The organism is Nesterenkonia xinjiangensis, assembly GCF_013410745.1.
Classification (GTDB): domain Bacteria; phylum Actinomycetota; class Actinomycetes; order Actinomycetales; family Micrococcaceae; genus Nesterenkonia; species Nesterenkonia xinjiangensis.
Genome location: NZ_JACCFY010000001.1, coordinates 647092 through 660776 on the forward strand (window position 1 = coordinate 647092; position 13685 = coordinate 660776).

12 protein-coding genes and 1 tRNA gene are annotated in these 13685 nt (G+C 69.3%); 6 read left to right on the top strand and 7 right to left on the bottom strand.

Features of this window, described 5'->3' with window-relative positions:
* Positions 1–44 precede the first annotated feature (44 nt).
* The 4 genes from mgtE to HNR09_RS02965 all read right to left on the bottom strand — a co-directional run bounded on the left by mgtE (position 45) and on the right by HNR09_RS02965 (position 5212).
* A complete protein-coding gene (gene mgtE, locus HNR09_RS02950) occupies positions 45–1385 on the bottom strand; it encodes a magnesium transporter (protein WP_179540694.1) in 1341 nt (446 codons plus the stop codon).
* Positions 1386–1489: 104 nt separating this feature from the next.
* The gene (gene purH, locus HNR09_RS02955) at positions 1490–3163 is read right to left on the bottom strand and encodes a bifunctional phosphoribosylaminoimidazolecarboxamide formyltransferase/IMP cyclohydrolase (protein ID WP_378937728.1); all 1674 of its coding nucleotides are present in this window, start codon (positions 3161–3163) and stop codon (positions 1490–1492) included.
* 139 nt (positions 3164–3302) lie between these two features.
* The gene (locus tag HNR09_RS02960) at positions 3303–3983 is read right to left on the bottom strand and encodes a response regulator (protein WP_179540695.1); all 681 of its coding nucleotides are present in this window, start codon (positions 3981–3983) and stop codon (positions 3303–3305) included.
* Positions 3980–5212, bottom strand: coding sequence for a sensor histidine kinase (locus tag HNR09_RS02965; protein ID WP_343047428.1), 1233 nt, complete (start codon positions 5210–5212; stop codon positions 3980–3982). Before HNR09_RS02965 ends, HNR09_RS02960 begins: the two co-directional genes overlap by 4 nt.
* A gap of 208 nt (positions 5213–5420) precedes the next feature.
* On the opposite strand from HNR09_RS02965, the gene phoU reads away from it, so the two are divergent.
* Entirely contained in the window at positions 5421–6080 is a 660-nt protein-coding gene (gene phoU, locus HNR09_RS02970) for a phosphate signaling complex protein PhoU (RefSeq protein ID WP_179540696.1), read from the top strand.
* Positions 6081–6110: 30 nt separating this feature from the next.
* On the opposite strand, the gene HNR09_RS02975 is transcribed toward phoU, so the two are convergent.
* From HNR09_RS02975 to HNR09_RS02985, 3 genes are all read right to left on the bottom strand, one after another.
* On the bottom strand, positions 6111–6857 hold the full coding sequence (locus HNR09_RS02975) for a phosphoglyceromutase (RefSeq protein WP_179540697.1): 747 nt from the start codon (positions 6855–6857) through the stop codon (positions 6111–6113).
* Between the two features lie 91 nt (positions 6858–6948).
* Positions 6949–7257, bottom strand: a complete 309-nt coding sequence (locus tag HNR09_RS02980; protein WP_179540698.1) for a DUF2516 family protein — start codon at positions 7255–7257, stop codon at positions 6949–6951.
* A gap of 9 nt (positions 7258–7266) precedes the next feature.
* Positions 7267–8514, bottom strand: a complete 1248-nt coding sequence (locus tag HNR09_RS02985) for a trans-sulfuration enzyme family protein (RefSeq protein WP_343047429.1) — start codon at positions 8512–8514, stop codon at positions 7267–7269.
* A gap of 150 nt (positions 8515–8664) precedes the next feature.
* Between HNR09_RS02985 and tmk the strand changes: the two genes are divergently transcribed.
* The 5 genes from tmk (at position 8665) to HNR09_RS03010 (ending at position 13475) form a co-directional block, all read left to right on the top strand.
* Positions 8665–9354, top strand: coding sequence for a dTMP kinase (gene tmk / locus HNR09_RS02990; RefSeq protein WP_179540700.1), 690 nt, complete (start codon positions 8665–8667; stop codon positions 9352–9354).
* Positions 9347–10579 (top strand): DNA polymerase III subunit delta', encoded by a 1233-nt coding sequence (locus HNR09_RS02995; protein WP_179540701.1) that lies wholly within the window; start codon positions 9347–9349, stop codon positions 10577–10579. Before tmk ends, HNR09_RS02995 begins: the two co-directional genes overlap by 8 nt.
* Before the next feature lie 15 nt (positions 10580–10594).
* Positions 10595–12148 carry an alpha/beta hydrolase gene (locus HNR09_RS03000; RefSeq protein WP_179540702.1) on the top strand — a complete coding sequence of 518 codons (1554 nt, stop codon included), beginning with the start codon at positions 10595–10597 and terminating at the stop codon, positions 12146–12148.
* A 132-nt stretch (positions 12149–12280) separates the two neighbouring features.
* Positions 12281–13291: a universal stress protein gene (locus tag HNR09_RS03005; RefSeq protein ID WP_179540703.1), complete on the top strand. Its 1011-nt coding sequence runs from the start codon at positions 12281–12283 to the stop codon at positions 13289–13291.
* Positions 13292–13399: 108 nt separating this feature from the next.
* A tRNA-Thr gene (locus HNR09_RS03010) sits at positions 13400–13475 on the top strand.
* Positions 13476–13685: the final 210 nt, after the last annotated feature.

Genomic DNA, 13685 nt, shown 5'->3' on the forward strand with positions numbered 1-13685 from the left:
CGCGTCCCGTCCTCCATGTCACCGGAGGCTTCCCCCCATGGAGGTCATATCCCCAGCACGGCCCGGGCGATGACGAAGTAGATGATCAGTCCGGTCGCGTCCACGAAGGTGGAGATGAACGGATTCGCGAACACTGCCGGATCCGCACCGAGCTTCTTGCCAAGAATCGGCATCAGCCCACCGGCAGAGGCCGCCAGAGTGCATATGGCCAGCAGCGTGAGTCCGATGACCGCACCCACGTGCCACTCCCAGCGCCAGCTGACCAGCAGGAATCCGAGGACCCCAAGCACCGAGCCCAGCGTCAGCCCGACCCGGACCTCTCGCCAGAACACCTTGAACACATCCCGGGTGGTGACATCGCCCAGGGCCATGGCACGGGTGACGGTGGTGGCCGCCTGGTTGCCGGTGTTGCCTCCGGTGCCGATGAGCAGCGGCACGAACAGCGCCAGGACCACCACGGCTTCGAGGGTCTCCTCGAAGACGTCGAGGACCTGCACGGTCAGCGTCGCGCCGATGGCCAGGACCAGCAGCCAGATGATGCGGGAGCGCATGATCGTCAGCACCGGCGTGGACAGGTAGGGGCGGTGCAGCGGCTCGGCACCACCGTGACGGGCCGCATCCTCCGACTCCGCCCGCTCCAAGATGTCCAGGGCGTCGTCGACCGTGAAGATGCCGACCACACGGTGCTCCTTGTCCGTGACCGGCATCGCCAGATGCTTCCGGTCGGCGCACAGGCGCGCCGCGTCCTCGGCGTCGTGGTCGGCGTCCACGGAGTCGACCTCGGTCAGCAGCGAGTCGATGGCGGCCTCGGCGTCCGCCGAGACCAGGTCACGCAGCGAGACCACGCCCTTGAGCAGCCGCTGCCGATCCACCACCGGCAGGGTGTAGAGGGTCTCGGCCTCGTCCCCGGCGCGGCGGATCTTCTCCATGGCCTGCCCCACCGTCCAGTGCTCCGGCAGAGCGACGAACTCGGGGCTCATCTGACGGCCGATCGTGCCGGAGGGGTACCCCAGCACGATGTTGGTCAGGCTGCGCTCGCGCGGATCCAGGTGACGCATCATCTTGCGCGCCACCGAAGCCGGCATCTCGTCCATCAGCCGGACACGGTCGTCTGGGTCCAGGGAGTCGAAGTACAGGGCGACGTCGACATCCTTCAGACCTTCGATGATCTCGTGCTGCAGGGCCTGGTCCAGCAGGTCGAAGACTTCGACCGCCTGGTCCTTGGCCAGCAGACGGAAGGCCACGGCACGGTCCTGCACCCCGAGGCGCTCCAGGAAGTCGACGATCTCGCCGACCGGAAGGTCATCCAGCGCCTCGCGCAGATCTCGCAGCCGTTCATGACGGACCATTTCTGCGAGCTCGTCCAGTTTCTCTGACACTGACATCACCCCTTCCGAGGGTGTTCGCACCGATGGGTGGTCATCGCCAGCGGGCGTGACCACCCCCGCGTGGCCATGCTCGCACGCCGACGGGCATCTTGCCCGTCAGGTCAGTGGAAGAAATGTCGCGCCCCGGTGAGGTACATCGTCAGACCGGCCTCCTCCGCCGCGTCGACGACCTCCTGGTCACGCTGGGATCCACCCGGCTGCACCACGGCGCGCACGCCGGCGGCGATGAGGGTCTGCAGCCCGTCAGCGAAGGGGAAGAAGGCGTCGGAGGCGGCCACCGCGCCACGGGCCCGGTCCACGCCGTCACCCGCCAGCGTGTTGGCGCGCTGCACGGCCAGCCGGCAGGAGTCCAGGCGGTTGACCTGACCCATGCCGATGCCCACCGTCGCCCCCTGGCGGGCCAGCAGGATGGCATTGGACTTCACCGAGCGGACGGCTCGCCAGGCGAACTCCAGATCAGCCAGGGTGTCGTCATCGGCGGACTCACCGGAGGCCAGCTTCCACCGGCCGGCGGAGTCGCCCTCCGCCTGCAGGGCGTCCGAGGCCTGCAGCAGCATGCCGCCGGAGATCTGCTTGTACTCCACCCGGTCACGGCGATGCCCTGCGGGCAGCCGGAGCAGACGGATGTTCTTCTTCCGGGTGAGGATCTGCAGCGCCTCGTCCTCAAAACCTGGGGCGACGACCACTTCGGTGAAGATCTCCGAGACGGTGGCGGCCATCTCCGCGGTGACCGTGCGGTTCGCCGCGATGACCCCGCCGAAGGCCGAGAGCGGATCGCAGGCGTGGGCCCGGCGGTGCGCCTCGGCCACCGACTCGCCCACGGCCACCCCGCACGGGTTGGCGTGCTTGATGATCGCCACCGCAGGGGCGTCGAAGTCATAGGCGGTGCGGACCGCCGCGTCGGCGTCGACATAGTTGTTGTAGCTCATCGCCTTGCCGTGGAGGGTCTCCGCCTGGGCGAGGCCCGGGGCGGCGTGGGTCTCCCCGTACAGCGCGGCCGGCTGGTGCGAGTTCTCCCCGTAGCGCAGCCCGGTGATCCGCTCCAGGGCCAGGCCCGCGTAGGGCGGGAACTGCAGCGGCTTGTCGTCACGGGACAGCGGCGGAGCCGGCACCGAGGCGGCGTCGAAGTCGTCGTCGAACTGCTGGGAGGTCCACCGGGCGACCGCGGTGTCGTAGGCGGCCGTGTGCGCGAAGGCCAGGGCGGCCAGGCGTTTCCGGGTGGGCAGGCTGAAACCGCCCTGATCAGCGGCGGAGACCACCTCGGCATAGCGCAGCGGATCCACCACCACCGCCACCGAGGCATGGTTCTTCGCCGCCGCGCGCACCATCGAGGGGCCGCCGATGTCGATCTGCTCGACGATCTCGTCCTCCGAGGCGCCGGAGGCGACCGTCTCGGCGAACGGGTACAGGTTGACCACCACCAGGTCGAAGGGCGCGATCTCCAGCTCCTCGAGCTGGGCGCGGTGATCCTCACGACGGCGATCGGCCAGGATCCCGGCATGCACCCGCGGATGCAGGGTCTTCACCCGTCCATCCAGACACTCGGCGAAGCCGGTGACCTCGGAGACCTCGGTGACCGGCACGCCGGCGTCGGCGATCCGCTTCGCAGTGGAGCCGGTGGAGACCAGCTCGACACCCGCGGCATGGAGCCCCTGGGCGAGCTCGGTCAGGCCGGTCTTGTCATAGACCGAGACCAGGGCGCGCCGGATGGGCTGCCGCTCCGTGGCGGAGGGGGTCTCCTCCGGGGTGGGACTGGTGTTGTGCACGTTCGACACGTACGCTCCTTCTCTCCGACACGGCTGGAGGGCAGGACCCCTGCAGGTCCCGCCGCTGCGGGGCACGGCGGCCGGCCGCACCCCGGCTGCGGGCACAGCGGGCCTCGCTCAGTCTAGCGCCCCGCACCGGGACGCCGCCTCACTCCTCGAACTTGTAGCCCAGGCCGCGCACCGTGATCAGGTGCTGCGGCTGGGAGGGGTCCGGCTCGATCTTCGCGCGCAGGCGCTTCACGTGCACATCAAGGGTCTTGGTGTCCCCCACATAGTCGGAGCCCCACACGCGATCGATGAGCTGACCGCGGGTCAGCACCCGCCCGGAGTTGCGCAGCAGCATCTCCAGCAGCTCGAACTCCTTCAGCGGCAGGCTCACCGTCTCCCCGCCCACCTCCACATGATGCCGCTCCACGTCCATGCGCACCGGGCCGGCGGCCACCGTGGCGGTGTCGTCGATCTCGGTGTCCACATGACGGCGCAGCACCGCTCGGACCCGTGCCAGCAGCTCCCGGGAGGAATAGGGCTTGGTGACATAGTCATCGGCCCCGAGCTCCAGGCCCACGACCTTGTCGATCTCCGAGTCCTTGGCGGTGAGCATGATCACCGGCACATTGGAGCGCTGCCGGATCTGCCGGCACACCTCCGTGCCCGGCTGTCCGGGCAGCATCAGGTCCAGCAGGACCAGATCGGCCCCCTCCTTGTCGAAGAGCTCCACAGCACGGAGGCCGTCGTCGGCGACGGAGACCTCATATCCCTCCTTCTCCAGGGTGTACGACAGGGCCTCGGAGAATGAAGCCTCGTCTTCGACGATGAGAATCCTGGTCACTCTGTTCCTCCTTCACCGGCGCGAGCACGGTCGGACTGCACATGGTCTGATCGGGGGCCGACGTCGTCGGCCGGTGCGCCGTCCTCCGGCTCACCGGGCTCCTGGCCCTCCTCGAGCTCCGGGATGCGCACGGTGAACGTGGACCCCTTGCCCTGCTGGGACCAGAGGGAGACCTCGCCCCCGTGATTGGTGATGACGTGCTTGACGATGCTCAGCCCCAGACCGGTACCCCCGGTCTGGCGCGAGCGGGCGGCGTCCACCCGGTAGAACCGTTCGAAGATGCGCTCCTGGTCCTCCGGGGAGATACCGATGCCCTGATCGGTGATGGTCACCTGAGCGATGCCGTCGCGGGAGGAGAGCCCGACCCCGACCCGGGTCCCCTCCGGCGAGTATCGCACCGCGTTGTCGATGAGGTTGCGGAAGGCCATGGTGAGCTGGTCATGATCCCCATGCACCCAGCGCGGCAGTGAGCCGCCGACCCTGATGGTGATGTCCTTGGCCTCGGCCGGGAGCCTGGAGCGGTCCACCGCCTCGGAGATGACCTCGTCGAGGTCCACCGGCAGGCCGGCATGGACGACGTTCTTCCCCTGCACGCGGGAGAGCTCGATGATGTCCTGGACCAGCGCGGCGAGCCGGACGGACTCCAGCTGCAGCCGCTGGGCGAAGCGCCGGATCGCGACCTCGTCGTCGGCGGCGTCCTCGATGGTCTCGGTCAGCAGCGAGATCGCCCCCACCGGGGTCTTCAGCTCGTGCGAGACGTTGGCGACGAAGTCGTTGCGGACCGCCTCCGTCCGGGAGAACTCGGTGCGGTCCTCGGCGAGGACCAGGATGTACTCGTCCCCCAGCGGAGCCACCCTCAGGTGGACGACGATGCTCGACTCGCCCTGCAGTCCACGCGGCAGCTCGCGGTCCTGGTCGATGATGACTCCGTCGGCACGCACCCGTGCCGTGAGCGCCAGCAGCTCCTGGTGCACCACCGTGTGGCCGCGCACCAGCCCGAAGGCGTAGGCGGCCGGATTGGCGCGCACCACGCCGTCGACGGTGTCGACGACGATGTAGGCCAGTCCCAGCGAGGCCAGGACCTCGGTGGCTCCGGCGGGCATGGTCGGCTCGTCCACGTCGATCCCGGCCGCGCGCTGCAGCTCGCTCACCCGGAACGCGTGCATCCCGGCCACGCCGAGGAGCAGGCCGACCAGACCGGAGACGATGGCGATGAGCAGGGAATCCACCTGTACAGCTTAGGCATGTGTTCACGCGCTCGTCGCCGTCAGCCCCTCCACCGGGCAGGGGTTCAACAAGCGTTCACCTGATGGTTGACTGGCGCCGGGGCACCTGTTCACGTGCATCAGTGAGCCTGGGGCGTCGGAATGCTCCGGGATCCGTCGGCGCACCCGCGGCAGGCCGCGGCCTCCACCTCGACGAAAGGACCCGTCCCACGTGCGCAAGCTCTTTCAGGAAGACCTCCAGAACCTCGGTGAGCAGCTGATCGACATCTCCACCCTGGTCTCGCAGGCCATGCAGAAGGCCTACCGCGCCTTCGAGGCCGCCGATGTGCAGCTGGCCGAGGAGGTGATCGCCGCCGACCAGCGGATCGACTCCCTGCAGAACGACCTCGACGAGCGCGCGATCGACCTGTTGGCGCTCCAGGGCCCGGTCGCCTCCGATCTGCGCACCATCGTGGGTGCCCTGCGGATGAGCACCTCGCTGGAACGCATGGGAGACCTCGCCCGACACATCGGTCAGCTGGTGCGGCTGCGCTACCCGGACCATGTCTCTCCCGACCATCTGAAGCCGGTCTACGCGAAGATGGCCCGGCACGCGCAGAACGTGGGTGAGAAGGTGGTGGTGCTGCTGCAGACCCGTGACCTCGCCCTGGTGGAGGAGATCGCCGCGGAGAACGCAGAGATCGACGCGTTGCACGCTTCGGTGTTCCGGCTGATCGCCGAGGAGGACTGGGACGCCTCGGCCGCGACCACCGCCGACTGCACTCTGGCCAGCCGGTACTTCGAGCGCTTCGGCGACCACGGGGTCTCCGTGGCCAAGAAGGTCGCCTACCTGGTCACCGGGGAGTGGGACGTCAGGACCCCCGCCGAGTGAGCCGGGCCTGCGGGGCTCAGCCCCGCAGGCTCACTTCTTGCCCTGGTTCGCGACCGCCTGGATGGCGTCCTTCGCGGCCTCCGGGTCCAGGTAGGTGCCACCGGCCGTCACAGGTGTGAAGTCCTCGTCCAGCTGGTAGTGCAGCGGGATGCCGGTGGGGATGTTCAGCCCCGCGATGTCCTCGTCGCTGATGCCGTCCAGGTACTTCACCAGGGCGCGCAGCGAGTTGCCGTGCGCGGCCAGCAGCACCGTCTTCCCCGCCTTCAGGTCCGGGATCACCTCCGCCTCCCAGTAGGGCAGGAAACGCTCGACGACGTCGGCCAGGCACTCGGTGCGCGGGGCGGCGTCCCCGAGGGCCGCGTAGCGGGGATCCCCGATCTGTGAGAACTCGTCGTCGGCGTCGAGCTCGGGCGGCGGAGTGTCGTAGGAGCGGCGCCAGGTCATGAACTGCTCGTCGCCGTACTCCTCACGGACCTGGGACTTGTCCTTGCCCTGCAGCGCGCCGTAGTGGCGCTCGTTGAGACGCCAGTCGCGCTTGACCGGGATCCACAGGCGGTCGGCGGCCTCCAGCGAGAGGTGAGCGGTGGTGATGGCGCGCTGCAGCAGCGAGGTGTGGACCACGTCGGGCAGCAGGTCGTTCTCGGCGAGCAGCTCACCGCCCCGGGCGGCCTCGGCACGGCCCTGCTCGGTCAGCGGCACGTCCACCCAGCCGGTGAAGAGGTTCTTCTGGTTCCAGTCGCTCTGTCCGTGGCGGAGCAGAATGAGGTCATAGCTCATCTGGCGGTGATCCCTTCCGATGCGTGATGTGTTGGATGACGTCGGTACTGAGGGCGCACGTCAGCGGGCGCGGAACGAGGGGCGGAGCCGCTCACTCGGAGACTGCGGGGTCCACGTCGGCCAGATAGACGGCGGCCATGGTCGCCCCGATCACCGGGAACAGGAAGCCGAACGGGCCGCCGAAGAGCTGGGAGTAGACGCCGAACAGGCAGAGCAGCGCCGCACCGCCGGTCATACCCAGCCAGAAGCCCTTGGTGCGCTTGAACGCGATGTCGAAGCGCTGGGCGTTCTTCGGCAGACATTTCACCAACGCCAGGCCAGCCACGATGAGGCAGACGACGGCGAAGGCGAGGAACAGATAGACCTCGGAGATGAGGACGGTGTACCAGATTCCGGACATGACTCGATGTTATCCGTTCTCGTCGCGGTTTTCCGAGGCGACCAGCCGCAGAGCGTGCAGCAGGTCCGCATAGAGGTCGTCCACATGCTCGATGCCCACCGAGAGACGGATGAGCCCGTCGGGCACCGTGTCAGGCTCGGTGGCGTGGCGACGTCGCCGCTCCGCGAGCGACTCCACTCCCCCGAGGCTGGTGGCCGGAGTCCATAGGCTCAGGTTCTCCAGCACCGCGTCGGCGGTGTCGCCGTCGGGAAGCTCGATGGTCAGGATGGCGCCGAACCCGCCCAGCTGGGCGGCGGCGCGCGAATGCTGGGGGTGGGTGTCCAGACCTGGGTAGCGCACGCCGCGCAGCTGGGTCTCCCCCGTGCCCAGCAGCGCGGCGAAGCGGCGGGCCAGCTCTCCGGCGTTGGACTCTGCGGCGTCGAGCCGGACCGCCAGGGTGCGGACCCCGCGCAGCGCGAGGAAGACCTCCATGGGCCCGGGGATCGCGCCGTGCAGCGTGCGGTGCTCATGCAGCCTCCGGTGCAGCTCCTCATCGGCGGTGATCGCTGCGCCCATGATGAGGTCCGAATGACCCGCGAGGAACTTCGTCACCGAGTGGACGACGACGTCGGCCCCGTGCTTCAGCGGCTGCTGACGCAGCGGCGTGGCGAAGGTGTTGTCCACCACCGTGATCAGCCCACGCCGCTTGGCCTCGGCCAGCAGCGCCGGCAGATCCGCGACCTCCAGCATCGGGTTCGTCGGGGACTCGACCCAGAGCATCACCGGGGAGTCCTGCGCCTGGGCGAGGGTGGCGACGTCGGCGATGGTGGTCTTCACCGCCTCGGTCTCGGCGATGTCCACCCGGTGCAGGGTGAGCAGCCCGCGATCGGCCATCTGCTGGGCCAGGGAGGAGAATCCCATGTAGCTGTGCCGGGGCAGGATCAGGTGACCTCCCGGGGGGAGCAGGTGGGTGACGGCGGAGATCGCCGCCATGCCGGAGGAGAACAGCAGCCCCGGCAGCACCGCGACCGGGTGCTCCTCCGCGGTGGTGACGAATCCGTGCCCGCGGTGCCCCTGCCGGGTGCCGGCCTCCAGGTGGGCCAGCAGCTCCTCCAGGGGCGCCCAGGACGGCACCCCTTCGCGGGCATAGTCCCAGCGGTTCTCCGCACCGGGTCGATAACGGTAGGTGGAGGTGAAGTCCACCGGCGGGTTCACCGGGGCACCCTCCTGGTGGGCTCCGCGGCCCCCGGACACGAGGTAGGTACGTTCGTCAGTCACATCAGCCACGGTAGCCGAACCCCCGGGTCCCCGGACCGCCCCTGCAGCCGGGGTCCATGCTCTGAGACGGCGCCGGGCGCCCGCCCTGGTCATCGGCCGGGCCGCCGCGGCGTCGTGAACGCGTCAGGTGGAGCCGCTAGGCTGGTCCGCGTGACAGAGACCAAGCCCAGCAGCACCCGCGGCGCCTTCATCGTCGTCGAGGGCGGCGACGGCGCCGGCAAGACCACGCAGCTGGATCTGCTCGAGTCCTGGCTGCGATCCCGCGACGTCGACTGCGAGCGCACCCGCGAGCCCGGAGGCACCCCTGTCGGCGAGCGAATCCGCTCTCTGGTGCTGGAGCACGGGCAGGGCGAGGTGGACCCGCGCACCGAGGCGCTGCTCTTCGCCGCCTCCCGCGCCGCGCACGTGGTCCAGCGGATCGGCCCCGCGCTGGAGGCCGGCTCCGCGGTGCTCTGTGACCGCTACGTGGACTCCTCCGTCGCCTATCAGGGCGTGGGCCGCGGGCTGGGTGCCGAGAAGATCGCCGAGCTCAACGGCTGGGCGACCACCGGGCTGCAGGCCGATCTGACGATCCTCCTGGACGTGGACCCGACGGTGTCCCATCAGCGCCGCGCCGGCCGCGACGGTGGGCCTGGTGATCGCATGGAATCCGCCGACGACGCCTTCCGCACCCGCATCCGTGAGGCCTTCCTCTCCCGGGCGGCCGGTGAGCCGGAACGCTATCTGGTGATCGACGCCGCCCAGGACCCCGACGCTGTGCACCGGCAGATCCGCGCCCGTGTGGCCGCGCTGCTGCCCGCCGGCACGGGGCTGGCCACCCAGGAGGCGCCCGATGACTGAGAGCCCTGTGGTCAGCCCGGAGACCGGGCACGCCGAGAACGGCAGCTCTGCCTCGACGGATCCCACCGGCGTCTTCGGCGAGCTCGTCGGTCAGGAACCCGTGGTGGACCAGCTGCGCCGCGCAGTGACCTCCAGCGCCCCGGCCCATGCCTGGCTGTTCACCGGCCCGCCGGGTTCGGGCCGCTCCAATGCCGCCCGGGCCTTCGCGGCCGCGCTGAACTGCGAGGTCGAATCCCCCGCGGGGCGGGGCTGCGGGAGCTGCCGCACGTGTCGGCTCATCATCACCGGGGCCCACCCCTCGGTGAAGCTGGTCTCCACGGAGAACGTCACCTACCGCATCGAGGACATCCGCGAGCTGGTGACCACCGCCCAGGATCGGCCGCAGGGAACCCGTTGGCGGGTGATCGTCGTCGAGGACGCCGATCGGATGACCGAGCGTGCCACCAATGTGCTGCTGAAGGCCATCGAGGAGCCGCCTCCGCACACCATCTGGGTGCTCTGCGCCCCCAGCCCTGCCGATGTGCTGGTCACGATCCGCTCCCGATGCCGGATGGTCAGCCTGCGCATCCCCCCGGCCGAGGCGGTCGCCCGGCTGCTGGTGGCGCGGGACGGGCTCAACGCCCAGCAGGCCCACTTCGCCGCCCGGGTCTCGCAGAACCATGTCGGCGTCGCCCGCCGGCTCGCCCGCGATCCGGAGGTGCGCAGCCGGCGGGAGAACGTGGTGACCCTGCCGCTGCGGGTGCGCACCTCCACCGACGCCGTCCAGGCCGCAGGGAAGCTCGTGGAGATGACTCAGGCCGATGCCGAGTCCGCGGCCGAGGCGCGGCTCGCCCAGGAGCAGGCCGCACTGCGCAGGTCCCTCGGGCTCGACGTGGAGGAGAAGATCCCGCCGAAGCTGCGCAGCCAGTTCAAGCGCCTCGAGGAGGAGAACACGCGTCGGGCCAAGCGCGCCGTTGCCGACTCCCTGGACCGGGCGCTGATCGACCTGACCGCTGTCTACCGAGACGTGCTGAGCCTCAAGCTCTCCGCCGGCGTCGAACTCATCAACGACCATCTGCGCGCCGAGCTGACCGACTACGCCGAGAACCTGAGCCCCGAGCACGCGCTGGGGTGCCTGGACGCGATCAGCGCCGCCCGCATGCGGATCGGGCAGAACGTACCACCGCTGCTGGCCATGGAGGCGCTGATGATGTCCTTCCTGTCCGTCGAGGACCACCGACGCTGAGGGGAGCCCCACATCATGACGATCACTGCGACACGGAGCCGACGGTTGTTGGCCGGAGCGGGCGCCGTCGCGCTGCTGCTGACCGGCTGCGTGCCGCTGGACTCCCCCGCTGACCCGGAGCAGACCGCGACCGCTCAGGAGGGCCACGGCTTCGCCGGGGATCCCGCCTACTCACGCTTCTATGAGCAGGAGCTGCAGTGGGAGGAGTGTGAGCGTTCTGCCCTGTGCGCCGCCGTCGAGGTGCCTCTGGACTATGCGGACCCGGAGGGTGAGACCCTCGAGATCCAGATCATCAGCTCCGACACGGGCGGCCCGGACGCCCCGCATCTGCTCATCAACCCGGGCGGGCCCGGCGTCTCGGGCTATGACTCCGTGGCCGAAGACCTGCGCTACTTCTTCACCCCCGAGCTGCTGGAGAACCACGACGTCGTCGGCTTCGATCCCCGCGGGGTGCACCGCTCCGCGCCGGTGGAATGCCTGACCGACGAGGAGATGGACGAAAACCGGGAGCGCGTGGCGGAGGCCGACGACGAGTTCGACGACGAGGCCGCCGTCGAAGAGGCCCGCGAAGACGCCCAGTGGCTGGGCGAGCAGTGCCTGGAGAACACCGGAGACGTGCTGGAGCATGTGGACACCGTCTCCGCGGCCCGTGACATGGACGTCATCCGAGCCGCACTGGGCGAGGAGCAGCTGCACTACCTGGGGTTCTCCTACGGCACGCACCTGGGGATCGCCTACGCCGAGGAGCACCCGGCCTCTGTGGGCCGATTCGTGCTCGACGGGATGATGGACACCTCGCTGAGCGACCACGAGCTCTCCATGGATCAGGCTGTGGGCTTCGAGGCGGCGCTGCAGGGCTATGCCGAATGGTGCGCCGCCCAGGACAGCTGCCCAGTGGACGGCGAGCCCGAGGACGTCGTCGACGCCGTCGCCGGACTCTTCGAAGAGGTCTCCGAGGAGCCCCGGGAGGGGCCTGACGGCCGGACCATCTCGGTCAGCGTCCTGGTCAGCGGCTTCATCCAGCCCCTGTACTTCTCCGGCGGCTGGCCGATGCTCAACGAGGCGCTGGGTGCCGCGATCCAGGAGGACGACCTCTCCTCCTTCCAGGACTGGGCCGACCTCGCCGCCGGGCGGGAGCCCGACGGCAGCTACGGGTGGAAGAGCCAGCTCGCCTTCCGGGCGATCATGTGCCTGGACCATCCGGTCTCGGAGGACCTCGAGAGCATCGAGGCCGAGTACGACGAGACGGTGGAGGCGGCCCCGACCTTCGGCCCCTACCTGGGACACTCAGGCATCGCCTGCTCCGAATGGCCCTTCGAAGCGGTCGGAGCACCCGGCGAACCTCAGCTCGACGATGTCGAGGAGATCCTGTTCATCGGCACCACCGGAGACCCGGCGACCCCGGTCCAATGGGCTGAGGACATGCATCAGATGGTGGAGAGCTCTTCGCTGCTGGTCTACGACGGTGAAGGACATCTCGCCTACCGTCCGGGCAACACCTGCGTCACCGACATCGTGGACTCCTACCTGCTCACCGGAGAGCTGTTCGAGGGACGTCAGGAATGTTGAGACCGGCCCGCATCCCTGCTGGTGAGAGGCGCCCTTCGTTAGAATGGCGGTAGCTGGAGGACGGTGACGTCGCCAGCGGTGGTGAGCACCGTCGTCGGCAGCTCCGCCCACCGCTGTGCCCAGGAGGTCGCCATGAACGAAGATGCTCGGCACCGAAGAGCCATCCCCTACACGCGCGAGTCCCGGGGTCTGGGAGTCATCGTCGGCTTCGACGCCTCGGACCAGGGAACTCGAGCCCTGCACTATGCCGCGGTCGAGGCCCACCGTCGCTCACTGCCCCTGACCGTGATCAGCGCCTTCACCGTGCCGCGCGCCGTCGCCGGCTATGTGGACTCGGCGGCGGAGATCACCGGCGATTCGCTGGCCCGCCGCGGCGCCGAAGACATGCTGGACGAGGCCCGCGAACACCTGCGGAACTACCCGGGGACGGTCGCGTACCGGGTGGAGCACGGAGATGCCGCAGGGGTGATGATCGCCCGATCGGAGAACGCGGCCTTCGCGGTCGTCGGCGGTCGCGGCCGCGGTGGATTCGTCGGCCGGCTGCTCGGATCCGTCTCCTCCGCGCTTCCCGCCCACGCACACTGCCCCACCACGGTGGTCAATCGCAGATACGACCCAGGGATGATCGGCGGCGCCACCCGGTTCACGCCTCGTCCTGACGACCGGCCCGTGATCGTCGGCGTCGACGGGTCCCGCCATGGGCGGGTGGCGGCCTTGCACGCCGCAGAGGCGGCCATGGCCCGCGGGACGAACCTGGAGGTGCTCCTGGCGCTGCCGCCCATCGACTCGTCGGTGCTCTGGTACTCCTCGCGCTCCGCGAAGGACGCCGGCATCACGGACAAAGAGCTGCAGGGGCTGCAGGAACGCCTCGACGGGGAAGCACGCTGGCTGGGCTCCCACTTCCCGGGGCTGAGCATCGAGGGAGTGCTCGAAGAAGGTTCGGCCGCACATGTGATGGCGTCGGCCACCGCACGCGCCCAGCTGACCGTGATGGGCACCCGAGGACGCGGAGGCATCACGAGCGCGCTGCTCGGATCGGTGTCCCGCAGCGTGCTCATTGAGGCCCGCGGGCCGGTGCAGGTGGTGCCGCTGCTCGCCGACGCACGACTGGAGAACCATGAGGAGTTCTCACCGGTGCTGTAGCCCCGGATCAGTGACCTGCCCACCTGTCCCTGGCCGGTTTTGACCGGTGTGCCGGGAGCCGAGTAATGTGGTGCATCGCGCGCGTGGGCCTCAGGCCCAGGCGGGCAGGCCACCTTAGCTCAGTCGGTAGAGCGATTCACTCGTAATGAATAGGTCGCCGGTTCGATTCCGGCAGGTGGCTCCATCGAGATGACAAAGGCTCTGGTCAGAAGCTTCTGACCAGAGCCTTTGTCGTGTCCGGGGCGAACCCACCGGCCTAAGTGGGGGGGGGTATGCGGAGGCACCTCAGCAGGGTTCCGTGTGCGTACTTTTGTCAGTACCTCCTACTGGCCCCGCATCTGACCCTTCGCCGACCTCTGCCAGTGGTGGCGTGACCCCAAGCTCCCAGCGATGA

What these genes read in the sequence shown, in the direction of transcription:
- HNR09_RS03005 (WP_179540703.1), top strand. Translation starts at nt 12,281, where the DNA reads ATGAACGAAGATGCTCGGCACCGAAGAGCCATCCCCTACACGCGCGAG.
- mgtE (WP_179540694.1), bottom strand. Translation starts at nt 1,385, where the DNA reads ATGTCAGTGTCAGAGAAACTGGACGAGCTCGCAGAAATGGTCCGTCAT.
- HNR09_RS03000 (WP_179540702.1), top strand. Translation starts at nt 10,595, where the DNA reads ATGACGATCACTGCGACACGGAGCCGACGGTTGTTGGCCGGAGCGGGC.
- HNR09_RS02995 (WP_179540701.1), top strand. Translation starts at nt 9,347, where the DNA reads ATGACTGAGAGCCCTGTGGTCAGCCCGGAGACCGGGCACGCCGAGAAC.
- HNR09_RS02980 (WP_179540698.1), bottom strand. Translation starts at nt 7,257, where the DNA reads ATGTCCGGAATCTGGTACACCGTCCTCATCTCCGAGGTCTATCTGTTC.
- HNR09_RS02975 (WP_179540697.1), bottom strand. Translation starts at nt 6,857, where the DNA reads ATGAGCTATGACCTCATTCTGCTCCGCCACGGACAGAGCGACTGGAAC.